Raw genomic sequence first — 25,593 nt, 5'->3', positions numbered from 1 at the left:
AATAGAAGCAATATTAAGAAAATAATTGAGGGAGGTTTATACAGTGGTCAAAGACAGCGAATTCCTCACGTTAATGTTTCAGAGCATTTTGGATGAAATCGATGTTGGCTTGCACGTGGTAGACGAGCACGGAAACACAATCGTTTATAATAATAAAATGATGCAAATTGAAGATATGGAGAAGCATGACGTCCTGAATAAAAACCTGATGGATGTGTTTATGTTTTCAAAGCAGCAGGACAGCACACTTGTACAGGCCCTTCAGGAAGGCAAAACGATTAAAAACGTCAAACAGAGCTACTTCAATAATAAAGGGCAGGAAATCACGACGATCAATCATACATATCCCATCGTCAAGGACGGCAAAATTAGGGGAGCAGTCGAAATTGCGAAGGATGTGACAAAGCTTGAACGGCTGATCAGGGAGAATATGAACAAAAAGGGCAACACAACCTATACATTTGACAGCATTCTCGGCACCAGCCCGGCCATTCAAGACGTCATCGAAAACGCCAAGCGGGCAACGCGGACGTCATCATCTGTCCTTCTCGCAGGCGAAACCGGCACGGGAAAAGAGCTGTTCGCCCAAAGTATCCATAATGGCAGCGACCGTTCAGGCGGCCCGTTTATTTCACAAAACTGCGCGGCACTGCCAGACAGCCTTGTGGAAAGCATTTTGTTTGGGACGAAAAAAGGGGCATTTACCGGCGCTGTCGATCAGCCCGGCCTGTTTGAGCAAGCCCATGGCGGCACGCTGCTGTTAGATGAAATTAACTCGCTGAATCTCAGCCTTCAGGCGAAGCTGCTGCGCGCCCTTCAAGAACGGAAAATCAGGCGCATCGGTTCGACAAAGGACACGCCGATTGACGTGCGTATTATTGCCACAATGAACGAAGACCCGATTGATGCGATTGCGGGAGAACGAATGCGGAAGGACTTGTATTACAGGCTGAGCGTCGTGACGCTGATCATCCCGCCTCTTCGGGAACGGAAAGAAGACATTTTGCTTCTTGCGTCTGAATTTATCCAGAAAAACAACCATCTGTTCCAAATGAATGTCGAACACATTAGCGAAGATGTGAAGCAATTTTTCCTATCCTACGACTGGCCGGGAAATATTCGTGAGCTTGAGCATATGATCGAAGGCGCAATGAATTTCATGACGGACGAGCAAACCATTACGGCTTCCCATCTGCCCTATCAATACCGCATGAAAATCAAGCCAGCTGATATCCCAGAGCCTGAAACACCAAGACACCAACCAGCCGCGGACTTAAAGGAAAAAATGGAGAGCTTCGAAAAATATGTGATTGAGAACGTGTTAAGAAAACACGGCCATAACATCTCGCAAGCTGCCCAGGAGCTTGGCATCAGCAGACAAAGCCTACAATACAGGCTGAAGAAATTTTCTCAACCGCCTGCCGAGTAACAGCATTATTCCGGCGCAGGAAGCCTGATCAGAAAAACAGTGCCTCTGCCGATCTCACTTTTCACGTCAATCGTCCCATTATGGCTGTCGATAATCGATTTCGTAATGGCAAGCCCCAGTCCCGAGCCTCCATACTTTCGGGAGCGGGATGGGTCTGCCCTGTAAAACCGGTCAAATAAATGCGGCAAATGCTCCGGCGCGATGCCTGTGCCGTTGTCCGCTATCATCAGCATAACGCCGTCATGGTCTTTTTGCAGCGAGATGGTGATGGCGCCGGTTTTTTCATCTGTATACTGCACCGCGTTGTAAACCACATTTAGAATGACCTGTTTCATTTTATCCCGGTCAAACACCGCTTCAGCGTGATCCTCCAGCAGCAGCTGCAGTTTTCTTTCTTTCGCAAGCAGACTGAGCTGCGGCTCCATTTCCCTTATGAGCAAATTGAGATCGCTTTTCTTCATTTCAAAGCTTGGCACCCGGTCGATTTTTGCCAGAAACAGCAGATCCTCTATCAGCCGAGTGGCTCTCTTCGATTCTTCATACATACTATTCAGCGCTCTATCTCTCTGCTCCGGCTGAACCGCGGCGCCCCGCAGCAGCACTTCGATAAAGCCGTGTATGGACGTTAATGGCGTTCTCAGCTCATGCGAGGCGTCTGATACAAACTTCCGGATCCGCTCCTTCGCTTCTTTTTCAGCTTTGAATGATGTTTCAATCCGCTCCAGCATGCGATTAAACGAGATAGCAAGCGTATCAATCTCCATTTGCTTTCGATAAACGGGAAGCCTTTTATTCAAATTTCCAACATTGATATGCCCCATCATATGCACCATGTGTGATAACGGTTTAAGTGTATGTCTGACAACAGGCAGGAATGTAAAAAGCCCGAGCAGGAGCGCGACAAGCGAGAGCGTGGAGTAAATGCTGATTTGCCGGAGCAGCACGTCCTTCAACGGTGATGTTAAGGCACTCATTTGGATCACGCCTGCTTCTTTCCCATCAATAGAAATAGCCTGAAACACAACCAGAACTTCTTCACCGGATTCATTTTTCGTCATTCTGTAATGCAAGGCCATCGTATCTTTCAATGCCTCATTATATACACTTTTTTTAAATGTCGGTGGCGCTCCTGCATATGGGTCCGTCGACAATACCGTGCGGTCTTTTGTTTTTTTATCAATAAAGACGATTGTTACACCTGGATAAAAAAAGGCCGGACGGACAGCGCCATCTGGCTTGTCCGAGCTGTCGGGATGGCTTTTGTATCCTTTAATGTTTTTCCATATGGTCGGCTCCGTCGAGTTGATATAACTCTGAATGCTGACAGCGCGGTTTTCATATAAGAGGCGTTTTCCAAATACATATTGCATGGCGCCGACAAAAAACAATAGTAGAACGAGAATGCATAACGAACGGAATAAAAGTTGAAAACGGAGCGTTTTGAATCGTTTTTTCATTCAATATCCACCCGATAGCCCGCACCGCGTACAGTGCGGATCACTTCATGCGTTTTGTCATTCAATTTTTCCCGCAAGGAACGGATGTACACTTCGACAATATTTTCTTCCCCGTAAAAGTCATAGCCCCATACTTTATCTAAAATCCTAGCTTTACTGAGCACAAGGCCGTGATTCAGCACCAACAATTTCAGCAGCTCGTATTCCGTTGCCGAAAGCTTCAGCACCTCTTCCTGATAGCGGATTTCTCTGCGCCGGTCATCAATCCGAAACGGGCCGAGTGTCACTTCTTCGAAAAGGTTAGGGAAGTGATCCCGAATTCTTGCATAAATACGTGCCAGCAGCTCTTCAAAGCTGAATGGTTTGATCATATAGTCATCAGCACCCTCTGTCAGGGCTTTTACCCGAACTCCCACCTCATCCTTTGCCGTAAGCATAATAACGGCGGTATGGCCGGTTTTTTTCATCATTTTCGATACTTCCAGCCCGTCCATACCGGGCATCATCACATCCAGGATAGCCACATGCGGCTGAAATGTTTTTGCGATGTTCATCGCTGTCAATCCGTCAGCCGCTGTCTTAATCTTGAAGCCTTCATTTTCAAGACCCATTGTCAAAAAATCTAATATCGCCGGTTCATCGTCCACGAGCAAAATCTTGATGCCTTTCATCTTATTCATGCTGTGCTCTCTCCTTAGTTGGCATAAACCTCTGATTAGTTTTTTCCCTTCCCTTCCCTTCCTATTATTCGTTTTTATCTGAAAACCAACTGAATCTTCTCTAAAAATCAGCTGAATTCAGCAAGTTTTCAGCCGGCCCTCATTTGATTTTCAGCTTCGGCCTATACAATAGCCTTAGTTGGTTCAGCCAACAATGAAATAAAGGAGGAACATCATATGAATATCACTAAAGTTTTATCAGGAGCCGCGCTGGGAACGATACTCTCAATCAGTTCTTTAACTTCCGCCCATGCTGCTGTCATTCAAAAGGATGACACATCAGCGAAGGTTGAGACGAAGCAGCAGGCTTCCATCACAATAGCAAAAGCAAAACAAGTTGCTTTGAACAAATGCAAGGGTACTGTTCAATCTGCCCAAATGAAGAAAGTGAACGGCACATACGTATATGTTGTGAAAGTTCTCGGTGAGGACGGCAAACAACATACGATGAACGTCAACTGCGACAGCGGCAAGGTTGTGAAACACGACGTTCAAAACAAACAAAGCTATATCAGCAAGTCAAAAGCTCAATCGATCGCACTGAAAAACTGCAAAGGTGCGGTTCAATCTTCTAAGCTGAAGAAAGAAAACGGTGTTTACGTTTATGTCGTGAAAGTAATGGGTGAAGACGGAAGCCTTCACACGTTCCATATCAATGGAGACAACGGCAAAGTCGCAAAACACGAGCAAAAGAAACAAGCACATATCTCAAAGACAAAAGCGCATCAAATCGCACTGAACAAATACAAAGGCGCAGTTCAATCTTCTGAACTGAAGAAAGAAAACGGCGTTTACATCTATGTTGTAAAAGTGCTGGGCGAAGATGGCAGCACACATACAATCCATGTCAACTGTGACAGCGGTAAAATTGTAAAACAACAAGTGCAAAAGAAAAACGCAGCCATTACGAAAACAAAAGCGCATCAAATCGCACTAAACAAATGCAAAGGCACAGTCAAATCTTCTGCTTTGAAGAAAGAAAACGGTAAATACGTTTACGTGATTAAAATCACTGCCCAAAACCACACTGAGCAAACAGTGAAAGTGAATGCTGAAAACGGAAGCATTTGCAAATAAAAATTGATACTTGCCAGCAGTGAAACAACTGCCCATTTCAACGTGTAACACCAGTCTTGTTTTAACACGAAGTTCTAAGTTCATGTCTACCTTTTTCTAAATACTCATTTAAACTGAACGTGTGTGACCCGCGTTCAGTTCTTTTTACATTATCTCACTAAGGAGGAATACTAATGAATGTAAAAATATTATCTGCAGCTGCTTTAGGCACTGTCATCTCAATCAGTTCTTTATCATCCGCACACGCGGCTGTTCTTCATAAAGAGTACACAGCTAAAGTCCAAACAAAGCAGCAGGCTTCTATTACGTTTTCTAAAGCGAAAACGATTGCATTACACAACTGTAACGGCGCGGTTCAATCGGCTCAAATGAAGAAAGTAAACGGGGTTTATGTCTATGTCATTAAAGTGCTCGGTGAAGACGGAAAAGTTCACACCTTCAACGTCAACTGCAGCAGCGGAAAAGTCGTCAAGCATCACGTTGACAACAAACAAGCAGCAGTCACAAAAGCAAAAGCACAAAGCATTGCGCTGAACAAATGCAACGGCACCGTAACATCTTCAACATTGAAGAAAGAAAATGGCGTCTATGTGTACATCATTAAAATCACAGCTAGCAACCATAAGGCGCAAACCATTAAAGTCAATGCTGAAAACGGAAGGATTTGCAGCTAACAGGCATTGCCTGCTGTTTCACGTGTAACACCCATCTTGTATTTTTCTTCATATTCGATATATCCTTTTTCAACTGAACGGGCGTGACCCTCGTTCAGTTTTTTGCATAAAAAAACAATCTGGCAACGGTGCCAGATTGTTTTGATTAACTGCCTAATTGGTCTGCGGAGGACAGCTTGATGTCTACAGATTTTTCTTTTCCGCCGCGGTAAAACTTCACCTTCACCCGGTCACCGACTTTTTTCTGATAAAGTCGTTTTCTCAGATCAACAATGTCATTTACTTTGTATCCGTCAAATTCCGTAATGACATCCAGTTCCTTCAGCCCTGCTTTTCCGGCAGGTGAGAAGGAATCTACACCCATCACAACCGCTCCATTGGTGACATCCTTAGGAAGCTTCAATGTTTCATCCCAATGATAGCTTGCGATGTCGCTTAGCGATTTCATTTCAATGCCAAGGAACGGGCGTTTGACTTTGCCGTATTTCTCTAAATCCTCGATCACAGGGATCACAAGCTTAGACGGAATCGACAGGCCAATCCCTTCAACCGCCGATTCGGCAATTTTCATTGAATTGATGCCAATGACTTTCCCATCCATGTTTAACAAAGCGCCGCCGCTATTCCCAGGGTTAATGGCCGCATCTGTTTGCAGGACTTCTGCGTTCCAGTCAGGCTGTCCGTCATCGTTTGAATCAACAGGAATTGCCCTCTCCGTACCCGAGATAACACCCTGAGTGACGGAGCCTGCAAACTCAAGGCCTAACGGATTCCCGATTGCGATAACCGGCTCACCAGATTTAACTTTATCTGAATTTCCGAAATTGGCGACAGCTTTGATTTTGTCGCTTTTCACCCGTAAAACAGCAAGGTCCATCAGCTGGTCGCTGCCGACAAGTTCAGCCGATACACGTGAGCCGTCTTTTAAGCTGATTTCAATTTGGGAAGCGCCCTCGATGACATGATGGTTGGTCACGACATAAGCGGAGTTGTCATTTTTCTTATAAATAACGCCGGATCCGCTCCCAGCCTCACCGCTTTCTCCCCAAATATCTGATTTTTGGATGTTCACAACACCGACAACGGCAGGTGACACATTGCTGACAATCTTGGTGACTGCATTGTTGACACTGACATTCACCGTTCTGATTGATTCCCGGCCATTGTTGTTCTGCTGCTGCTGATCTAAGGCACCCGTACCCGTATCTAACCCTTCATTTGAAAAGTACGGCATGAGAAACGCCATTAATACGGCACCGACAATCACGCCAATCAGACTAGAAAGAAAATATCCTTTTTTGCTTCTCTTTGGCTGTTCAGGAGTAGTATGTTCTTCCTCACGATCGTAATCCACCATATTCCATCCTTTCCAAGAACGTTAATATGGTTATATTGTGGGTTAGAAGCTCCTATAATAGTCATGATTTACATAGAAAAATTATACAGCACAAAGCGGAGTGGCCTTCTTCGGATCGGTATCATACAAATCAAATGTCTCACCCGTCAAGAATCCTTTTGAAGCCAATGTCTGCTGCACAGACATTCTCGCCAGCTCCTTCATGTTGTTGTCCTGGCTCAAATGCGCCAGGTATATACGAGACGTCTCGTCGCCAATGACATCAGTCATCGCCAAGGCAGCATCTTCATTTGAAACGTGCCCGACGTCACTTAGAATCCGCCGCTTAATGCTCCATGGGTATCTTCCCATTTGCAGCATCCCAACATCGTGGTTGCTTTCAAATACAAACACATTCGCTGAGCGGATGATGCCTTTCATCCGGTCGCTGACATATCCCGTATCTGTCATTAATGCGAGTTTCCGGCCGTTATAATGGAACACATAAAACATCGGTTCCGCCGCGTCGTGGGAGACGCCAAACGATTCGACATCAAGTCCGCCGAACGATTTCACCGTCTCCATCGGAAACACAAACTTTTGATCGGTGTCTATTTTGCCGATCTGGTTCTCCATCGCTTTCCATGTCTTCTCATTCGCATAGATCGGAAGCTTGTACTTTCTCGCAACCACGCCGAGGCCCTTAATATGGTCACTATGCTCATGCGTCACAAAAATGCCGTCTACATCATCCAGCTTACGCCCGATTTGCGCCATTAGCCCATCCATGGCTTTCCCGCTCAAACCGGCGTCCACCAAAAATGCGTGATCCTCTGTTTCGAGATAAAACGCATTTCCCGTACTCCCGCTCGCAAGTACGCTAAATTGCAAGCTCATGTTTGTCTCACTCCATTATTTTTCATTGATCTGTATCTAAAATCGTACTCTCCAAAGCATTCACAGTAAAATACTCTTGTACTGTCTTTTTCTCGCCGTTCACTTTTTTATCGTACTCGACCGTAATTCTCCATACCGGTGCCAGCACCTGCGTACTTGTCAGCGGATATTGTGCAACGTAGCCGAATTTACAGCTCTTCACAGTGCTGTATTCTTTTAATTGATTTTGATAGTACAATAGCTCAACCGCATCCATTTCAGTAATTAAGCTTTCTTTCTGAATTTGCTTGAACGTCTCAAGCGTAGTCTGGTCATATGACACAACCTCGTTTTTAGCGTTTAAGTGCAGGACCACTTGCCCGATCATATTAGAAGAATTGTCGGTCTGCTGGTAAATATAATCGCCTTCATACGTTTGGAAGAAAATAATTTCTTTCTTTGATTTGTCAACCTTCCAAAGTTTATATTTTTCACCATCTTGGATCTTCGAAGAAACAAGTGCTTGAGCATCGTTCTCGATATTTTTCTTTGATAGGCCGATCGGACTCGTAAACTTCATTTTCAAGGTCGTTACTTTACGATCATCACTTGGCATGTCCATCAAAGGCTTTTGATCCTTGAGTGCCTCAATTTCCTCCTTGGTGAAGGCCTTTTGATTTGCTGTGATCCGGTAGCCTTCTATTGCTCCCTTATTCAGGCCTTCATACGTGATATGGTCGGCTTTCATGTCATGCTCGACATCATTTTTGATGACCTCATATTCTTTGCTGGTAGCCTGCCATTTCTGGAAAAACTGATAGCCTAAGAATATATCTAAAATGAGGAAGGCAACGATGAAGATTGATTTTGTCTTATTCCACTCCACTGTTTGCCCCCTCCTTCGTCAACAAATCCTTTGTAATTGGCACCATTTTTCCGTTTATTTTCATCGCCCAAACCGGTTCAAGCTCAACAAGAGGGTCATCATTGGTTGAGGTTGATACCAATTGATAAGCAAGGAAGATCTGATCAATTTTGTCAATATCATATTTGGTTTGTTTAGAAAGCAGCATCTTCACTTCGCTGCCGCTCATCAGCTCTGTCTCGCTTGTTTTGATCGGATTCGTTCCAAGACTGTAGTTCGGCCGCTTATAGCTGAGAATATCATCGTTCGCCCATTGCAACGTAATCGCCGATGTCGCTCCGAACGGTTTGGCAATGCTGTTAATGACCGGCATCTGATCCATAAAGATATAGAAGCTCAGCTGCTGGCTGTCATTGATATTGAAAAACTGATAGTGATCCGTCCAGCTTCCCGTATCCTCAAGGTATTTTTGGCTTTTTTTGATTAACTCACCTGTTTGATAAGATGTGCTCTGGACTAAATTGCGTTGCTGGAATTGCACCTGGCGCTGGCTTAAATTCACATCTAAACGGCTGATCCCATCTGTCAGCACATTTCTGTTGTTGTAATTCGAATCTTCCCTTACAATGCTCGGATCGCTGAACAAGGCCTGCTTAAAGGTATTTGTTTTAATCGACTCTGTGACAAATTCTTTTTTGTCCATCGTAAGCGTTTTGTTCGGCAGCAAGAATTCTTTCTTGGAACCGATTGAGAACAAACTGTACGCCGGCATGTTTGATTGCCTGTTTTTCAAGTCGCTCATAATGTTCCGGTAGTTTGCTGACTCAACGGTCACTTCCAGAATGAGCTGTTTGCTGTAAGACACCAAATAAATCTTCTTGTTTGCTTTTGATTCATTGAACGGAATCAGAATATGATCAAACGAACTGTATTCAAACGACTGATTAGACCATCTAAACAGCGTTTGGAAAATATCAATCGGAATCGTGTCAGTGAATTGCAAGTCAAGCTTTGCTTCATATCCGCCTATTCCATAAAACCAGCTCTTGAATCCAACCTTATCATACTGATCCGAGATATCTTTAATTCCTTTTACATCCCAATGCGGCAAGTCAGACCATACTTCTTCATAGAGGGCTTCATCACCCACTTTGTAATGAGCGCCGTCATCATAGATAAACATGTCCCTCGGCCTTACCGTTTCAGACAACTTTTGGGTGTTTTTTTCAATTTTATGTTTCTCACGCACAGTAGACTCCGTTGATGAAGAGCCTTCAGAAAAGTTTGGCTGGAACGTCCATATCCCCCATGTAAACACAAGACTGATGATGACGAGTACCGTAAGTAATATCGTTTTTATATTTTCACGTTTCATCCCAATCATCCTCTTGTTCCTCTTTATATGGAAGAGTAAATGTAATCGTCGTGCCTTTTCCTTCTATGCTGTCCGCCCAAATATCTCCGCCGTGCGCCTGAACCATTTCTCTGGCAATCGCCAGCCCCAGACCGGTGCCCCCGAGCTTTCTCGTTCTCGCTTTATCAACCCTGTAGAAGCGGTCAAAGACTTTTTCGACATCCTTTTTCGGAATTCCGATCCCTTCATCCTTGACGCTGATATAGAGGAGTTCTTCCTCTTCATTTACATCTATTGAGAATGTGACATGTCCGCCTTCCGGTGAGTATTTTAAAGCGTTGGAAATAATATTATCGAGCACCTGCGTAATTTTATCCTGATCAATCTCGACGTACAGATTTCTGTCCGGCAGATTTCGGATAAATTCCACATGCTGTTCTTTTGTCATTTCAAAACGGTCAATAATAAGTGAGATAAACCGGACAATCTGAATCCATTCCCGGTTAAATTGATAATCCTTACTGTCAAACTTCGAAAGCTGAAGCAGATCATTGACAAGCCGGATCATACGCTCTGTCTCATTTTGCGTCACCATTAGGAAACGCGGAGCAATGTCCTTATTTTCCCACGCTCCTTCAGCTAATGCCTCTAAATAACTACGCATTGTCGTGAGCGGCGTCCGTAACTCATGTGATACATTTGCAACGAATTCTCTGCGTTCCTGATCCATTTTCTCTTGCTCGGTAACATCATAAATGACAGCGATTAAGCCATCGATTTTGCCATGTTCCCTTTGAATCACAGAGAAATTCACACGAAGCACCGTTAATTCATCATCCCGTTCAATTTCAAGCAGCATAGAATCCTGCTGCTCCACTAAATCTTCAAATGTATAATTCTCTTGAATCCCAAGCAAGTTCGTAATCGGCATTTCTAAGGCTGTTTCACGTGAAACGTTCAGCAGCTCCAGCGCCGGGCTGTTTAAGAGAATAATTGCTCCGTTTCGGTTTGTGGCGATAACGCCGTCTGTCATATAGGCAATAACAGAGGCAAGCTTTCTGCGTTCTCCTTCTGTCATCGCCTGGGCATCTTCAAGCTCTCTCGTTAAGTGATTAAACGTAGTGGCAAGCTGTCCAATTTCATCATGCCCGTACTTTTTAACCTTCCTCGAGAAATTCCCTTTCGCAAGCTCCATTGCCTGCTTTCTCATATCCGAAAGCGGATGGGTAATGGTTCTTGCAAGAAAAATACCGAGAAGAGCCGTCAAAACAAGTGCCAAACCTGTGCCGGATGCCAGTATCGTGTTGATCGTCTTCATTTGGTTAAAGACATCTTCCATACTCGCGACAACATAGATCGCGCCGACAACCTCTTGGTTCTCAGTCATGACGGGCTTCGCGGAAATGAGAACTCTGATTTTGCTTTTCGGGTCATAGTACTTTCTTAAATACGATTGTTTAGTAGAAAAAATTCTTTTAAAGATCAGATCGGTCGTTTGTTTCCCCGCTACTTCCTCACCATACGGTTTTGAAGAACCGACCACTTCATAGCTTTTATCGACAAAACTAATCTCCCGGACCTCATCACTTTTCGTGAAGTCATTCAAAATACGGCTAACGTCATCTTTAATGACGGTGCTGTCGTTATCGCTTTTATATTCTTGTTCAATATAGTAAGAAAGGTTGTCGATTCGCTGGTTCAGCGATTGTTCATACGAGCTGATCAGCGATTTCTCTACCTGATTAACAAAATACACACCAATGATTTGCATGGCAATAATAATCAAAAGCACATAAATCAAGGTAATCTTAAATTGGATCGACCGGAAAAAACCAACCTTATTCATAGGGGCATTAGTCCTGTTCTGGGTTTCTCAAGTAATAACCTACGCCGCGGCGTGTGACAATCCAATTTGGATGACTCGGGTTGTCCTCGATTTTTTCACGAAGCCGGCGGACTGTTACGTCAACCGTTCTGACATCGCCAAAGTAATCATAGCCCCAAACGGTTTGAAGCAAATGTTCACGGGTCATCACTTGTCCGATATGTTTTGCTAAATAATGAAGCAATTCGAACTCACGATGAGTCAATTCGATTGTTTCATCTCGTTTTGATACGACATACGCATCAGGGAAGATGACGAGAGAGCCGATATGAATCTCGTTAGAGGACGGCTCTTCCTCCGCAGGCGCTGTTGTCAGCTGGCGACGCAAGTTCGCTTTTACACGTGCCAGGAGCTCGCGTGTGCTGAATGGTTTTGTGACATAGTCATCAGCACCGATTTCAAGCCCAATGACCTTGTCAATTTCCGAATCCTTTGCCGTCAGCATAATGATCGGCATATCGTATTTCTTTCTGACTTCACGGCATACTTCAACACCGTCTTTATTAGGAAGCATAATATCTAAAAGAATTAAATCAGGCTGAAGCTCTTCTACCATTTCAACAGCTTCGTTTCCGTCGTGGGCACAGTGCACCTCATAGCCTTCTTTTCTTAAGTTAAATTCCAATATATCTGCAATCGGTTTTTCATCATCTACTACAAGGATCTTTTTATCCATCATTTTGATTTTCCTCCTGCCGAATGACTTCATTTCATCTATATAACATTCGTTTCATCACTTATGGCCCGTGTAAACATAGGGTCCTTGTCTATTATAACGGTTTAAGGTCAAAAGATAAAAAAAAATAAAGGTTTGGAAAAAAACACATATTTCACCTTTATCCGCTCATTGTTTATTTTTTGTCATACTAGTCAACTTTTTTTAAAATTAGCTAACTTTACTGAAACCTCTCCTCACCGGAGTGCGTCTTTATCATTGACGTCTTCTTCTTTGAACCGGCCGCAGGGCCGGTTCTCCCTTTTTCTTCTATTATAACACTCCTCATGTTTACCTTTTTCCTATAAGAAAAAACGCACCTACGATTGCAGATGCGTTTGGTAAGTGGCTCGGGACGGAATCGAACCGCCGACACACGGATTTTCAGTCCGTTGCTCTACCAACTGAGCTACCGAGCCAAATGTTTTATTTTTCTCTACTAAGTAAAGTAAAATGGCGGTCCGGACGGGACTCGAACCCGCGACCTCCTGCGTGACAGGCAGGCATTCTAACCAACTGAACTACCGGACCTTACAGTAATTTGCCGCGAGAGCTGTCGTGTCAGCCCTCGCAGACAAATAAGGAATTAGCAATAACGCTAAAGTAAATCAATGACCCGTACGGGATTCGAACCCGTGTTACCGCCGTGAAAGGGCGGTGTCTTAACCGCTTGACCAACGGGCCTTCACGAAATGGTGAGCCATGAAGGACTCGAACCTTCGACCCTCTGATTAAAAGTCAGATGCTCTACCAACTGAGCTAATGGCTCTTAAGATGTCGGAATTTCCATAGAGCAAACGACTTGGATCAAGTTCTATCTTGTACTCTATTGAAGCAGTTTCCGTAACAACGAGATTTATAATATCACGAACAAATAGAAGTGGCAATAACTTTTTTGGTTTTTTTTCATATTTTTTTCTCAGACCAACTTATATGCGGCTTTCAAACAAAAAAAAGCCCCTGAATTAGGGGCTTTTAAACAAAATCTATTTAGTTCGCACGGTACACGCTGCGAAGGACATTTGTCTGTGAACGGTCTGGGCCGACAGAGAAAATAGAAAGTGGAATGCCTGTCAACTGAGACACGCGCTCAAGATAGTGACGCGCATTTTCCGGAAGCTCGCTCAAGCTTTTCGCTCCTGTGATATCCTCAGTCCATCCTGGCATTTCTTCATATACCGGCTCACATTCAGCAAGTGCTTTAAGGCTTGCTGGGAATTCTTCAATGATTTCGCCTTTGTAGCGGTACGCCACACAGATTTTCAGTGTTTCAATTCCTGTTAAAACGTCGATTGAGTTCAAAGAAAGATCTGTAATTCCGCTCACACGGCGGGCGTGGCGGACAACAACGCTGTCAAACCAGCCGACACGGCGCGGACGGCCTGTTGTTGTTCCATACTCGCGGCCGACTTCACGGATTTGATCGCCGATTTCATCTTTCAGCTCAGTCGGGAAAGGACCGTCGCCGACACGAGTCGTATATGCTTTTGATACACCGACAACGTGCTGGATTTTGGTCGGACCGACACCGGAACCGATCGTAACACCGCCGGCAACAGGGTTAGATGATGTAACAAACGGGTATGTTCCTTGGTCGATATCGAGCATAACCCCTTGCGCGCCTTCAAACAATACACGGCGCCCTTCATCAAGAGCATCATTTAAGACAACAGATGTGTCGCAGACATATTTTTTAATCTGCTGGCCGTATTCATAATATTCGTCTAAGATATCCTCAATTTTAAACCCTTCTGTCTCGTACATTTTCTCAAGCAGACGGTTTTTTTCTTCAAGATTACGTTCAAGCTTCTCCTTAAACGCGTCACGGTCTAACAGATCTGCGATGCGAATCCCGATGCGGGCCGCTTTGTCCATATAAGCAGGGCCGATTCCTTTTTTCGTTGTCCCAATCTTGTTAGCCCCTTTACGCTCTTCTTCCACTTCATCCAATTTCAAATGATACGGTAGAATGACGTGAGCTCTGTTACTGATTCTCAGGTTATCTGTACTAACGTTGCGTTCATGAAGATACGCAAGCTCTGTGACTAATGCTTTCGGATCTACAACCATTCCATTTCCGATCACACACGTCTTATCCTTGTAGAAAATTCCAGACGGAATTAAGTGAAGCTTGTATGTGACTCCGTCAAACTTGATTGTATGTCCTGCGTTATTTCCGCCTTGATAACGGGCGATCACTTCTGCATTTTCTGAAAGGAAATCTGTAATTTTGCCTTTTCCTTCATCGCCCCATTGCGTACCTACTACAACTACTGAAGACATGTCCGTGCACCTCCGTTAACCTTTCAAAACGATTCTATTCAAACAAATCAAGTTTATCAGTGAAGCAACAGAAAGTCAATTGTAAATCCGAACATTAAATTAATGTAAATCAATATTCGTTCGCTTCCATTCGTTTTATAAGCGTTTTCTCATCGTATTGACCTAAAATTCTCGTGAAACTTTTGTCCTTTAGCACAGAAAAGAGTTACTTGCCTGATATCCCTTTTGTATTCATAAAAACGACTCGCCAGCCGTCCGGATCCTCTATCGTCACGCCTCCATGGCTCCAGTACGGGTTCTCAGATTCAACCTCTTGATAGCCCATGTGTTTTAGCTTTGAAGTGATCGCTGTCAGTTCATCTGCATTCGGCACATAAAAAACGAGGAGACTGTCGGGATGGGGAACGGGAGCAGTACTTTCCCCCTCATATTGTGTGAATTCCAAATGATAATCGGCATGAGGAAGGCCGAACATGACACCGTCATACCCGTTATGCTGCGAAAATTCTCCAATCCGTTTCAGGCCCAGTCCCTCTTCGTAAAACCGAATGATTTCATTGAGCTGGCTCGTAGGCCGCGCAATCCTGATTTGCGCCGCGTGAAAGTGTAAAAAAGAGTTTCCCATGGTTACCATCTCCTTTTTACTCCATTTTATTAAAACGCTTTCAAATTTACATCCGCTGAGCGTACGGTATTCCTACCATCTTTCGTATGAAAAAAAACCCCAAGATCAGCTCTTGAGGGTTTATGCTCCGGGCGGAACACCTGCGTCATCAAAACGCCGTTCCAGGTTGACGAATTTGTTGTATTCTTTTACGAACGCAAGTGACACGGTTCCTACCGGGCCGTTACGCTGTTTGGCAATAATGATTTCAATAATATTTTTATTCTCGGTTTCTTTGTCATAGTAGTCATCACGATAAAGGAACGCGACAATATCCGCGTCCTGCTCGATACTTCCTGATTCCCGGATATCAGACATCATCGGGCGTTTATCCTGACGCTGCTCAACGCCCCGGGAAAGCTGAGAAAGCGCGATAACAGGGACTTGCAGCTCCCTCGCGATCGCTTTCAGTTCACGTGAAATTTCTGATACTTCTTGCTGACGGTTATCCTTTGAGCGTCCGCTTCCCTGAATCAATTGCAGGTAGTCGATCAAAATCATGCCGAGTCCGCTTTCCTGCTTTAAGCGGCGGCACTTGGCGCGGATTTCACTCACACGGATACCCGGTGTATCATCGATGTAGATTCCGCTGTTTGACAGGCTTCCCATTGCCATCGTCAGCTTGCCCCAATCCTCTTCGGTCAGGTTGCCGGTACGGAGATTCTGGGCATTGATATTTCCCTCGGCACAGAGCATACGCATAACGAGCTGCTCTGCACCCATCTCAAGACTGAAAATTGCTACGCTTTCGTCGGTCTTGGTCGCCACGTTTTGTGCAATGTTCAGGGCAAAGGCCGTTTTCCCCACTGACGGACGGGCAGCCACAATGATCAAGTCGTTGCGCTGGAAACCGGCCGTCATCCGGTCAAGCTCTGTAAACCCTGTCGGAATTCCTGTAATATCGCCTTTTCGATTGTGGAGCTGTTCGATATTGTCATAGGTTTGGACAAGGACGTCCTTAATATTTTGGAAGGCACTCGTGTTTTTGCGTTGCGCCACTTCCATAATCGTTTTTTCAGCTTCACTGAGTAAATCCTCGACCTCATCCTCACGGGTATACCCGTCTTGAGCGATGGTTGTCGCTGTTCTGATTAATCGGCGAAGAATTGATTTTTCTTCAACGATCTTCGCGTAATATTCTATGTTAGCCGCTGTCGGCACCGAGTTTGCGATATCTGTCAGATACGAAATACCACCCACTTCTTCCAGCAGGTCTGTATTCGCAAGCTCTGACGTTACCGTCACTAGATCAACCGGTTCACCGCGGTCACCGAGCACCAGCATCGCATTATAGATTTTTTGGTGGGACATTCTATAGAAATCATCTGGAATCAATACTTCTGAAGCCAGCGTTAAAGCAGACGGCTGTAGAAAAATTGCGCCTAACACGGCTTGTTCGGCTTCTATATTTTGCGGAGGAAGCCGATCATTCAGAAGGTCTGTCATGCTAAGCACCGTCCTCTCATTAAAAAATCTCCAAACTCCATTCTACCATTTCTGCAGAAAAAAAATAGAAAAATTGTCTATTTCCTGTTTTTCTCAGCTAGCCGATTGGATCGTTTCGGACAGTAACAAGGCGGGAAAAATGCAATAAAACTTGTGGGAGGAATGATTGATGATGAAAAAATATGCGGTTACACCTAATGTTGATGCGGACGGCTGGTTTATTAAGGTGGAGAATGTGGCGCCGACAGCTTTGTATACATCTAAAGACGCCGCAATTGAAAAAGCCAAACAGATGGCAAAAGAAAACAGTCCAGCAACTCTTGTGATTTATGACCAGTTCAAAAATGTGGAAGAAGAATACTCATTTTGATGAATGGAACCCCTTCGCTGCAGCGGGGGTTTTTTCGTGAATCAGCTTATTTCATCCATTGGAAGCCTGTATGCATCATCAGATCTGCCGCTTGTTGATACAGATCCCACTCCTCGAATGAAGCAAATTTCCCCATCAGCTCCTGAAGTTTCCGCCTCATAGCCATATATTCTTCAAAGGTGACAGCCTTCTCAGTATCTATCTGATGCTCAGTCAGCATTTGTTTTAAAAATGACAACGGTGCTTGCATAAGAACCCTCCTTCCCTCTTTTATAACGGGCATTTACGGATTGTTCCATTCCTTTGTGACATCTTATTACATTTCACATCTGATTCTTGTACAATGGACAGAAGAGAGGAGGGATCTTTTGTGAGACCTTTGCAAATTTCTGCTGAAACTGCCCAAAAGCTTGCAGAGTCCTTACATCTGCCGCTTGAACAGATCATGCATATGCCTCAGCATATACTGCTTGCCAAAATGGCTGAAATACAGAAAGAAGAAAAACAATCGTAGCATTCGTTGGCATACTTGCTTTCATCTTACGGAATGATATTTAGTATATGTTAGAAAGAAGGAGTAACTGCTTTGCCACATCCACAAAATAAAAAAATCCAATCGTTTTGGCTGATTGCCGGCATTATCTTTATCGCGTTTAACTTACGGCCCGCGATCACTTCAGTCGGTCCGGTCATCAGCTCTATTCGGGCAGAGCTGCACATGTCCAATGGGGCAGCCGGGTTTTTGACAGCACTGCCGCTGCTTTCGTTTGCAGTTCTTTCTCCGCTTGCGCCTAAGCTCGGACAGCGCCTCGGAAATGAGCGAACCTTATGGCTTGGTCTCCTGGTCCTGTTTATCGGCGTTTTGATTCGTTCTGCCGGCTACACTGCCGCTTTGTTTTTCGGAACGGCACTCATTGGAGTCGGAATTGCAATCGGGAATGTTCTTTTGCCAAGCTTAATCAAACATAAATACCCTGGAAAGTCAGGGATCATGATCAGCCTGTATACGACATCAATGAATATATTCGCTGCTTTGGCATCAGGTGTCACCGTACCCCTGGCGGCACAAATGGAAGGCGGATGGAAGCAAGCCTTTCTCTTATGGGGCGGGCTGGCGTTCCTTGCATTGCTGATCTGGATACCTCAGCTGCGCCACCGGGATACAGCAAATAAAGCGGTTAAGCTTCAAACCAGTTCCGTTTGGGCTTCCAGAATGGCATGGTTTGTCACCATCTTTATGGGACTGCAATCATTTTTATTTTACAGCAGCATCGCTTGGTTTCCTGAAATTCTCCGTTCACACGGGATTGATACATCAACAGCTGGATGGATGGTGTCACTCATGCAATTTGCAAGTCTGCCTTCCACTTTTCTGACACCGGTTTTAGCCGACCGTGTGAAACAGCAGCGCGGTATCGTTGCGGCGCTGGCCGCAGTCTATCTGATCGGCCTATGCGGATTATTAGCGGGCGGCAGCCATACAACGCTTGCTATCTGGATGGTGATTATCGGTATCGGACAAGGCTCCAGCATTAGTTTGGCACTCGCTCTTATCGGTCTCCGCAGTGAAAATGCACAGCAGGCCGCTGCGCTGTCAGGTATGTCTCAGTCATTCGGCTACCTGCTTGCAGCTGTCGGTCCAATCTTTGTCGGCTATCTCTTTGACCAGACACATTCATGGACAATGCCGATTGTGCTTCTTATTGCTGCCCTGATCGTAATGGGAGCAGCCGGACTGGGAGCCGGACGAGACCGATACATTCTTCAGTCAGCGAAGCAAAGAAATTCAGCATAAAAAGTGGGGAAGATATCTCCGCTTTTTCCTTTGACATTCTTCGAATATTTATGGTTTATTCATAAGTTTTTCATATTTGTTTTTTACAATAAACACCATAAAGAGGTGAAAAACGATGAAAACCAAACGATTCGACGTGGCCCTTATTCTCATCTTGCTTACAGCGGCTTTTCTTAATGCGTATAACATTTGGCAGGATGACACAGCGAACCAATACTATTTGGCGGCTGTGAAAAGCATGACGCAAAGCTTCCACAATTTCTTTTATGCCTCATTTGACCCTACTGGATTTGTGACAGTAGATAAACCGCCTGTTGTGTTATGGATTCAAACGATTTTCGCACTGATTTTTGGCGTTCACACATGGAGTGTAATCATTCCCCAAGCTCTCGCCGGAGTTGGATCTGTATTCCTTCTATACAGAATGATCAAACCGACTTTTGGAATTGGAGCTGCCCGCATTGCCGCACTTGTCATGGCACTGACGCCTATCGCAGTAGCCGTCAGCCGGACAAACAATATTGACAGCATGCTTGTCTTTACCTTATTGCTCGGTTCATCATGCCTGATTCGATCCGTCAAACAAAGCAAGCTGGTTTGGCTCCTGGCAGCATTTGCCCTGATTGGGCTCGCCTTTAATATGAAGATGATGCAAGCGTTTATGGTATTGCCTGCATTTGTGTTACTCTACCTGATTGCATCTCGGATTTCTCTGAAGAAAAAAATCGGGTCTCTGATACTGTCTCTCGTCCTTCTGACAGGCGTTTCGCTCTCATGGGCGGTTGTAGTAGATTCAACCACAACGTCCAGCCGGCCCTATGTAGGAAGCAGCCAGACCAATTCAGTGTTAGAACTGGCCTTTGGTTACAACGGCACAGAGCGGCTGCTTGGACAAACCACCGGCCTTGCAAGGAGTGATATGAATACTGCTGACGGCCGTAACATGCAGAATAATAGCACCATGCAACCGCCAAACAGCAACGGATCATCTTTTTCGGGAAACAGCAAGTCTGACGAAAGTACCGCCAATCAATCATTCGGACACAATTCACAGGGGCCTCAGCCGCCTAGCGGTCAAAATGGCGTTCCCAATGGCGGAGGCACACCTCCAACAGGCGGCAACGGCCCTGGAAACGGCGGACCTGGCGGTGGAAAAAGCACGAATATGTTCGGCACTGGCGATGCAGGACCGCTCCGTCTCTTCCAATCGGCACTATCCGGCCAAATCAGCTGGATGCTTCCATTCGCATTGATCGGATTGCTGGGCGGATTCATCAACTGGTACCGTAATCGCCGGGGTCAAGCTACTGAAGTGAAAGAATCGATATTCTGGGCGGCTTGGCTCGTTCCTGTAGCCGGTTTCTTCAGCGTTGCAGGTTTTTTCCACCAGTACTATTTAATTATGCTGGCACCTCCGATTGCCGCACTTTCCGGTATTGGATGGCATACGATGTACCGTTTATACAATAACAATAAAGACTGGGCCAGCTATCTTCTGCCGGCAGCCGTTCTGATCACAGCCGCTTTCCAGGTTTATATTCTAAGCGCTTATACAAGCCAAATCGGCAGTGCATGGATGTACGTGCTGGGACTCTTAGGACTAGGCATCACCCTTGCGCTTCTGGTGATTAAACGCAGCCATCCGTTCAGCAAGCAGCTAGCAATCATCAGCTTATGTGTTCTGCTGCTCACGCCAATCTACTGGTCAGCAACGCCGCTTCTATACGGAGGCAACAGCGTTCTTCCTGAATCCGGCCCGCAGCTCAAAAGCTCAGCAAACGGCGGGAACATGTTCTCCTCAGAGGTTGACACCGGACTCTTGTCCTATCTGAGAAAGCATAATACCGGCGAAGAGTATCTATTTGCTACTTTGACAACTGTAACGGCTGCGCCATACATCATTCATGAAAATGAATCTGTTATGGCAATGGGCGGATTTAACGGCACAGATCCAATACTGACTGTGTCCGAGCTAAAAAAATGGGTCAAAGAAGGGAAAGTGAAATACTTCCTTCTATCAGGAAATAACTCAGGAAACAGCGAACTTGTTTCTTGGATTAAGAAAAGTGGAAAAGAAATATCATCTGACGAGTACCGCAGTTCCTCTAGCAGCTCAAACAGCAACCAGCAAGGCTTGCGAAGAGGACCAGGCGAAAAAAGCCAGCAAACTCTTTATCTCGTGGAATAAAAAAAGAGGCTTGGATTGCTCCAAGCCTCTTTTCTTTTAAACTTCTTCTTTCACATGTACCTTTAACACAGCCTGAACCTCAGGATGCAGCTTCACAGGCACATTTGTATATCCTAATGCACGAATGCCGTCCGGCAGTTCAAGCTTCCGTTTATCTACTTTAATTTTATGGTCTTTTTGGAGCTGTTCAGTAATTTGCTTGCTTGTCACAGAACCAAATAAACGGCCGCCTTCACCTGATTTCGCGCTGAGCTCAACTGTCAGTTTTTCTAATGTTTCTTTTAAGCTCTTTGCTTGCTCAAGCTCGGCAATGGCTTCTTTTTTCTCTTTTTGTTTCTGTCCGTTCAGCGCGCTGATGTTTGACGCGTTTGCTTCAACCGCGAGGCCTTTTTTAATCAGAAAGTTATGCGCATAACCGTCTGCTACGTTTTTGACTTCGCCTTTTTTTCCTTTTCCTTTTACATCTTGTAAGAAAATAACCTTCATCTCTGTACGCCTCCCTCAAAATACTCATCTATGGCGTGCTTCAGCCGTTCCAGCGCTTCAGAAACTGAAATGCCGGACAACTGAGTCGCCGCATTTGTTAAATGCCCTCCGCCTTCCAGCGCCTCCATGATGATCTGTACATTGACCTCGCCAAGTGACCGCGCACTGATACAAACAGTTTGCTCATCCCGTCTCGCCACCGCAAATGAAGCCTCTACCTCACTCATCGACAGCAGCGAATCGGCCGCCTGCGCAATCAGCACTTGGTCGAAGTATTCCTCCTCATTTTCAGGAAGAGAAGCAATCGCAATGTTCTCTTTATAGAGGGCTGTATGCTGGATCAGCTTCGCCCGTTTAATATAGGAATCAACGGTCTCTTTCAGGAACTTCTGCACAAGCACCGTGTCGGCGCCTTTTGCCCTTAAATAAGAAGCCGCATCAAAAGTCCGCGAACCAGTGCGGAGAGAAAAGCTCTTTGTATCCACTATTATACCAGCTAATAGGGCTGTTGCTTCAATCATATTGATTTTTAAGCGCTTCGGCTGATATTCAAGCAACTCTGTCACCAATTCCGCTGTCGATGAAGCGTACGGCTCCATATAAACGAGCAGCGGATCTCTGATAAACTCCTCACCCCTGCGGTGATGGTCGATGACAACGACATGTTCAATTTTATTGACCAGCCGTTCCTCCATGACAAGTGACGGCTTATGTGTATCAACGATCACAAGCAGCGTGTCATCATTGGAGATTTCCATCGCTTCTTCAGGCGTAATAAACCTTGACCACAACTCTTCATATTTTTTGATTTCCTCAATCAAACGCTGCACACTAGATCCGATTTGATTTGGATCAATGACGATAAAACCATCTTTATTATTTGCCTGAGCCACCTTTAAAATCCCGATCGCTGCGCCGATAGAATCCATGTCAGGGAATTTATGCCCCATGATAATCACATTGCTGCTTTCAGAGACAATTTCCTTTAAGGCATGAGAAATGACGCGGGCCCGCACCCTTGTTCGTTTCTCCATCGGGTTGGTTTTACCTCCGTAAAACTTCACCTTGCCGTTCGGCAGCTTAATGGCTACTTGGTCTCCGCCGCGCCCCAGCGCTAAGTCCAAGCTGGATTGCGCCAAATCGCCAAGTTCTTTCAGCGAGGAGACTGAAGCCCCGACTCCGACGCTTAACGTCAGTGCTACACCGTCAAATGAGGTTTTTTCCCGAACCTCATCTAGAATTGAAAACTTCGAATTTTCGAGTTCAGTTAAGATATGTTCATTAAGTACAGCAATAAAGCGTTCTGAAGACGTCCTTTTCAGGAAAATCCCGTACTCCTGCGCCCAAGCGTTCAGCAAAGATGTGACCTGGCTGTTCATCGTGCTTCTCGTCTGGTCATCTAATCCTTGGGTCACATCATCATAGTTATCAAGGAAAATATACGCTAGCACAGTTCTTTCGTTTTCATATTGCTTTTCAATCTGAACTTGTTCCGTTACATCAAAGAAGTAAAGCAGGCGCTCATCCCGTTTGATGACAACCTTAAACTTGCGGTCATTCAATGTAACCGTTTCCGATTCCACCTCTTGTTTGATGAGCGGCACAACCGACTCACAAGTATCGTAAAGGGATCTCCCCACTAATGTGCTTTCATTAAAGCAAGAAGAAAGAAACGGATTTGCCCATTCTATATAATATTGGTCATTAAAAAGCATGATGCCGATCGGCATTTCCATCAATGCCTCTTCACCGACTTTTTTTAATCTGTAGGATAACGTAGAAATATAAGCATCAATCTCTTGTCGAATAAGAGAATCAGCACGTTTAATAAAAAACAAAATAACTGCCAGCAGCAGTACTTCGACGGTTCCTAATATCCAGTTAAAATAAAAGCTGATGAGGATTGTAATGATTGACAAAGCAATCAATGCATAGATGGGATACCGAAACAACGGTTTTTCATAAAAGCTTGGCACTTCTATCACTCCCCACCACGTGAGTAAAACTCATGTTCACTTCACCTTATTCCTTATATTAAAGCCCATATCTATAACGCCTAAAATGCGAATGGCTGCCATAAAAATTGGATGCATCAATCCAAGAATTACTGCAATGACAGCCGCAGCCTTCGGATATTGTTTCTTATGGCAATAGAAAAAGATAAATGATAAACCTTGGATAAAAATCAGAAACCCGAGTATAAACTCCCCATTTAAAGCGATAGAGTACAGCATTTGCCCTTTTTCTAAAGGAAAAAATGAAAGTATGACAATCATTAAATACAGCACTACAACACTTTGCGGAAACTTCAACTCTCTAAAAGGCTTTAGATTAGGAATATCGGGGGAGAATCGCCTTAAGAGCGGCCTAGCGATAAGGTAACTGAGGAAAGAAAAAATAGCTCCTACCATCACAATAGCTGTTGGAAAAAGATATTGAACGATACCCAATTGTTCTTCCATCAGTTTCAATTGCTTCTCAAGCTGTTCAGCATTGCCCGACTGTTTCAATACAGTTTCTACAATATCAAGAGATTGCCGGTATTGTGTCATCGCTTCATCAATGATATTGATACCCAAAAACTGAATGCTTATCACAAAATAGAAGACCATACAAAGCATATAAATAAGAGCGCCCGAAATAATGGCGTGCCCGGGTTCTTTTTTTTTGAAATAGTGCCCCATGGCAATGCCTGCGCAAGCTGACATAAATGCTACAATAAGTCCATTAATGGACCCGACAATAAAAACAACCGGAAGACTGACAACGCCCATCCATATTCCTAACTTCAATCCATGTCTAATCGTATACACGATCATGGGCAGCGGCAGTGCAAATAAGAGAATTGCTCCAATCACGGGAACATAAACGACCAAAAGCGTGATGATCGCAAACAGACTGATTAAAATAGCACCTTCCATTAATGCTCTCGTTTGTTTCACTTAGTCACCTCGTATCATCCTGAACATACGAATAGAAAAGAGCAGCATAAACGACTGCTCTTCTTTCTTCGCTGCAACATGCTTTGCACCGAATGTTTTTATATTATCTCTACATTTTACTTTTATATTTTAACATAAGTCCAAATCGCAAGTAAAATGACGCCAATGTTTCATGTGAAACATTGCAAATGAAAAGACATTCTTTGAAAAGAATGCCCATCACACAGTTAATGTTTATCATCCATAAAGCCAGAAGATTCCTTGTTTTTCTTTTTCGTTTTTCTGACATACATAAAAATTAAGATCACCAGTAAAAGGGTTGTTGCTTGCAGAACGCCGCTGCTAAACAAGAAAAAGTTCTTTATCATCTCCCACATCGCGTTTCACCTCTTTTTGCATGTTCTCAACCCGTATCCTATATAAAATGAATTTCCCTTTTTAAAAACTTCAAAACATCATGAACAACATTGAGCGTTGGGCATATGCTGATATGGAATCTGATTGATAAAGGAGACTTATTACATGGATGAACGCAGAACATTGGCTTGGCATGAAACATTAGAAATGCACGAGCTGGTTGCTTTTCAATCAAATGGACTCATTAGGCTGAAGAAAATGATTAGAGAAGTAAAAGACCCTCAGCTCAGACAGCTTTATAGTGTATCCATTCAGGCTGTTGAGCAAAACCTAAAAGAGCTTCTCCCATTCTTTCCGCAGGCGCCACACAGAGAGGATGAGGAAGAAGAACGAGCGGATAACCCATTTTACAGCGGTGATCTTCTCGGGTTTGCCAAAACGTCTGTCCGCAGCTATGCCATCGCGATTACAGAAACAGCTACACCTCAATTAAGAAACGTACTGGTCAAGCAACTGAATGCTGCCATACAGTTGCATGCGCAAGTTTACCGATACATGTATCAGCGTGGATACTATCCGTCTTACAACCTTTCTGAACTGTTAAAAAATGACGTCAGAAATGCCAACAGAGCCCTTTCAATGAAATAAAACAAGCAGCAAAGGAGTTCCCTTTGC

General features: G+C 44.5%; 24 protein-coding genes, 4 tRNA genes and 1 pseudogene. 8 read left to right on the top strand and 21 right to left on the bottom strand.

Going from position 1 to position 25,593, the window contains the following annotated elements:
• The first annotated feature begins 43 nt into the window (after positions 1–43).
• Positions 44–1,429: an arginine utilization regulatory protein RocR gene (gene rocR / locus MOF34_RS18610; protein WP_268401262.1), complete on the top strand. Its 1,386-nt coding sequence runs from the start codon at positions 44–46 to the stop codon at positions 1,427–1,429.
• A 5-nt stretch (positions 1,430–1,434) separates the two neighbouring features.
• Here rocR and MOF34_RS18605 read toward each other — a convergent pair whose 3' ends face one another.
• Together MOF34_RS18605 and MOF34_RS18600 are read right to left on the bottom strand one after the other, a co-directional pair.
• Positions 1,435–2,886, bottom strand: a complete 1,452-nt coding sequence (locus tag MOF34_RS18605; RefSeq protein WP_268401261.1) for a HAMP domain-containing sensor histidine kinase — start codon at positions 2,884–2,886, stop codon at positions 1,435–1,437.
• The gene (locus MOF34_RS18600; protein WP_019716337.1) at positions 2,883–3,566 is read right to left on the bottom strand and encodes a response regulator transcription factor; all 684 of its coding nucleotides are present in this window, start codon (positions 3,564–3,566) and stop codon (positions 2,883–2,885) included. Before MOF34_RS18600 ends, MOF34_RS18605 begins: the two co-directional genes overlap by 4 nt.
• Before the next feature lie 216 nt (positions 3,567–3,782).
• Between MOF34_RS18600 and MOF34_RS18595 the strand changes: the two genes are divergently transcribed.
• Both MOF34_RS18595 and MOF34_RS18590 read left to right on the top strand, forming a co-directional pair.
• Complete coding sequence (locus tag MOF34_RS18595; protein ID WP_268401260.1) at positions 3,783–4,682, top strand: PepSY domain-containing protein; 900 nt, start codon at positions 3,783–3,785, stop codon at positions 4,680–4,682.
• A 173-nt stretch (positions 4,683–4,855) separates the two neighbouring features.
• Positions 4,856–5,356, top strand: coding sequence for a PepSY domain-containing protein (locus tag MOF34_RS18590; protein ID WP_019716339.1), 501 nt, complete (start codon positions 4,856–4,858; stop codon positions 5,354–5,356).
• On the opposite strand, the pseudogene MOF34_RS18585 reads toward MOF34_RS18590, so the two are convergent.
• The 14 genes and pseudogenes from MOF34_RS18585 to dnaB form a co-directional block, all read right to left on the bottom strand.
• Positions 5,353–5,482: pseudogene (locus MOF34_RS18585) on the bottom strand (hypothetical protein). The gene MOF34_RS18590 and the pseudogene MOF34_RS18585 sit on opposite strands and share 4 nt — an antisense overlap.
• A gap of 19 nt (positions 5,483–5,501) precedes the next feature.
• On the bottom strand, positions 5,502–6,713 hold the full coding sequence (gene htrC, locus MOF34_RS18580) for a serine protease HtrC (RefSeq protein ID WP_268401259.1): 1,212 nt from the start codon (positions 6,711–6,713) through the stop codon (positions 5,502–5,504).
• An 81-nt stretch (positions 6,714–6,794) separates the two neighbouring features.
• On the bottom strand, positions 6,795–7,589 hold the full coding sequence (locus MOF34_RS18575) for an MBL fold metallo-hydrolase (protein ID WP_268388252.1): 795 nt from the start codon (positions 7,587–7,589) through the stop codon (positions 6,795–6,797).
• A gap of 22 nt (positions 7,590–7,611) precedes the next feature.
• Entirely contained in the window at positions 7,612–8,454 is an 843-nt protein-coding gene (locus MOF34_RS18570) for a two-component system regulatory protein YycI (protein ID WP_268401258.1), read from the bottom strand.
• A complete protein-coding gene (walH, locus tag MOF34_RS18565) occupies positions 8,441–9,808 on the bottom strand; it encodes a WalRK two-component regulatory system regulator WalH (protein WP_268401257.1) in 1,368 nt (455 codons plus the stop codon). Before walH ends, MOF34_RS18570 begins: the two co-directional genes overlap by 14 nt.
• Complete coding sequence (gene walK, locus MOF34_RS18560) at positions 9,798–11,633, bottom strand: cell wall metabolism sensor histidine kinase WalK (RefSeq protein ID WP_268401256.1); 1,836 nt, start codon at positions 11,631–11,633, stop codon at positions 9,798–9,800. The genes walH and walK overlap by 11 nt, the downstream gene beginning before the upstream one ends.
• Positions 11,634–11,640: 7 nt before the next feature.
• Positions 11,641–12,348: a cell wall metabolism DNA-binding response regulator WalR gene (gene walR / locus MOF34_RS18555; protein WP_003244363.1), complete on the bottom strand. Its 708-nt coding sequence runs from the start codon at positions 12,346–12,348 to the stop codon at positions 11,641–11,643.
• 385 nt (positions 12,349–12,733) lie between these two features.
• A tRNA-Phe gene (locus tag MOF34_RS18550) sits at positions 12,734–12,806 on the bottom strand.
• 35 nt (positions 12,807–12,841) lie between these two features.
• Positions 12,842–12,918: transfer RNA gene (locus MOF34_RS18545), tRNA-Asp, on the bottom strand.
• An 81-nt stretch (positions 12,919–12,999) separates the two neighbouring features.
• Positions 13,000–13,071 (bottom strand) — tRNA-Glu (locus MOF34_RS18540).
• 9 nt (positions 13,072–13,080) lie between these two features.
• Positions 13,081–13,156 (bottom strand) — tRNA-Lys (locus tag MOF34_RS18535).
• Positions 13,157–13,377: 221 nt separating this feature from the next.
• Positions 13,378–14,670 carry an adenylosuccinate synthase gene (purA, locus tag MOF34_RS18530; RefSeq protein ID WP_019716345.1) on the bottom strand — a complete coding sequence of 431 codons (1,293 nt, stop codon included), beginning with the start codon at positions 14,668–14,670 and terminating at the stop codon, positions 13,378–13,380.
• Between the two features lie 205 nt (positions 14,671–14,875).
• A complete protein-coding gene (locus MOF34_RS18525; protein ID WP_268401255.1) occupies positions 14,876–15,295 on the bottom strand; it encodes a VOC family protein in 420 nt (139 codons plus the stop codon).
• A 120-nt stretch (positions 15,296–15,415) separates the two neighbouring features.
• Positions 15,416–16,780 carry a replicative DNA helicase gene (gene dnaB / locus MOF34_RS18520; protein ID WP_003219149.1) on the bottom strand — a complete coding sequence of 455 codons (1,365 nt, stop codon included), beginning with the start codon at positions 16,778–16,780 and terminating at the stop codon, positions 15,416–15,418.
• 169 nt (positions 16,781–16,949) lie between these two features.
• Here dnaB and MOF34_RS18515 point away from each other — a divergent pair, with 169 nt between their 5' ends.
• Positions 16,950–17,150 carry a DUF2188 domain-containing protein gene (locus tag MOF34_RS18515; RefSeq protein WP_019716347.1) on the top strand — a complete coding sequence of 67 codons (201 nt, stop codon included), beginning with the start codon at positions 16,950–16,952 and terminating at the stop codon, positions 17,148–17,150.
• Positions 17,151–17,196: 46 nt separating this feature from the next.
• On the opposite strand, the gene MOF34_RS18510 is transcribed toward MOF34_RS18515, so the two are convergent.
• Complete coding sequence (locus MOF34_RS18510) at positions 17,197–17,400, bottom strand: hypothetical protein (protein WP_268401254.1); 204 nt, start codon at positions 17,398–17,400, stop codon at positions 17,197–17,199.
• 120 nt (positions 17,401–17,520) lie between these two features.
• On the opposite strand from MOF34_RS18510, the gene MOF34_RS18505 reads away from it, so the two are divergent.
• From MOF34_RS18505 to MOF34_RS18495, 3 genes are all read left to right on the top strand, one after another.
• The gene (locus tag MOF34_RS18505) at positions 17,521–17,664 is read left to right on the top strand and encodes a YycC family protein (RefSeq protein ID WP_019716349.1); all 144 of its coding nucleotides are present in this window, start codon (positions 17,521–17,523) and stop codon (positions 17,662–17,664) included.
• Between the two features lie 72 nt (positions 17,665–17,736).
• The gene (locus tag MOF34_RS18500; RefSeq protein ID WP_268401252.1) at positions 17,737–18,945 is read left to right on the top strand and encodes a CynX/NimT family MFS transporter; all 1,209 of its coding nucleotides are present in this window, start codon (positions 17,737–17,739) and stop codon (positions 18,943–18,945) included.
• A 115-nt stretch (positions 18,946–19,060) separates the two neighbouring features.
• Complete coding sequence (locus MOF34_RS18495) at positions 19,061–21,133, top strand: ArnT family glycosyltransferase (RefSeq protein WP_268401251.1); 2,073 nt, start codon at positions 19,061–19,063, stop codon at positions 21,131–21,133.
• A gap of 36 nt (positions 21,134–21,169) precedes the next feature.
• Here the strand turns inward: MOF34_RS18495 and rplI are convergent, their stop codons facing one another.
• The 4 genes from rplI to MOF34_RS18475 form a co-directional block, all read right to left on the bottom strand.
• Complete coding sequence (gene rplI, locus MOF34_RS18490) at positions 21,170–21,619, bottom strand: 50S ribosomal protein L9 (RefSeq protein WP_003219165.1); 450 nt, start codon at positions 21,617–21,619, stop codon at positions 21,170–21,172.
• A complete protein-coding gene (gene gdpP / locus MOF34_RS18485; RefSeq protein WP_268401250.1) occupies positions 21,616–23,595 on the bottom strand; it encodes a cyclic-di-AMP phosphodiesterase GdpP in 1,980 nt (659 codons plus the stop codon). Before gdpP ends, rplI begins: the two co-directional genes overlap by 4 nt.
• A gap of 36 nt (positions 23,596–23,631) precedes the next feature.
• The gene (locus tag MOF34_RS18480; RefSeq protein WP_268401249.1) at positions 23,632–24,561 is read right to left on the bottom strand and encodes a YybS family protein; all 930 of its coding nucleotides are present in this window, start codon (positions 24,559–24,561) and stop codon (positions 23,632–23,634) included.
• 227 nt (positions 24,562–24,788) lie between these two features.
• On the bottom strand, positions 24,789–24,938 hold the full coding sequence (locus MOF34_RS18475; RefSeq protein ID WP_014115856.1) for a hypothetical protein: 150 nt from the start codon (positions 24,936–24,938) through the stop codon (positions 24,789–24,791).
• Positions 24,939–25,083: 145 nt separating this feature from the next.
• Here MOF34_RS18475 and cotF point away from each other — a divergent pair, with 145 nt between their 5' ends.
• Entirely contained in the window at positions 25,084–25,566 is a 483-nt protein-coding gene (gene cotF, locus MOF34_RS18470) for a spore coat protein CotF (protein WP_268401248.1), read from the top strand.
• Positions 25,567–25,593: the final 27 nt, after the last annotated feature.

The organism is Bacillus sp. T17B1 (assembly GCF_026796395.1).
Taxonomy (GTDB): Bacteria; Bacillota; Bacilli; order Bacillales; family Bacillaceae; genus Bacillus; species Bacillus spizizenii_A.
The sequence above is the reverse complement of the archived record's forward strand: the minus strand, read 5'-3'. Positions and strand labels throughout refer to the sequence as shown.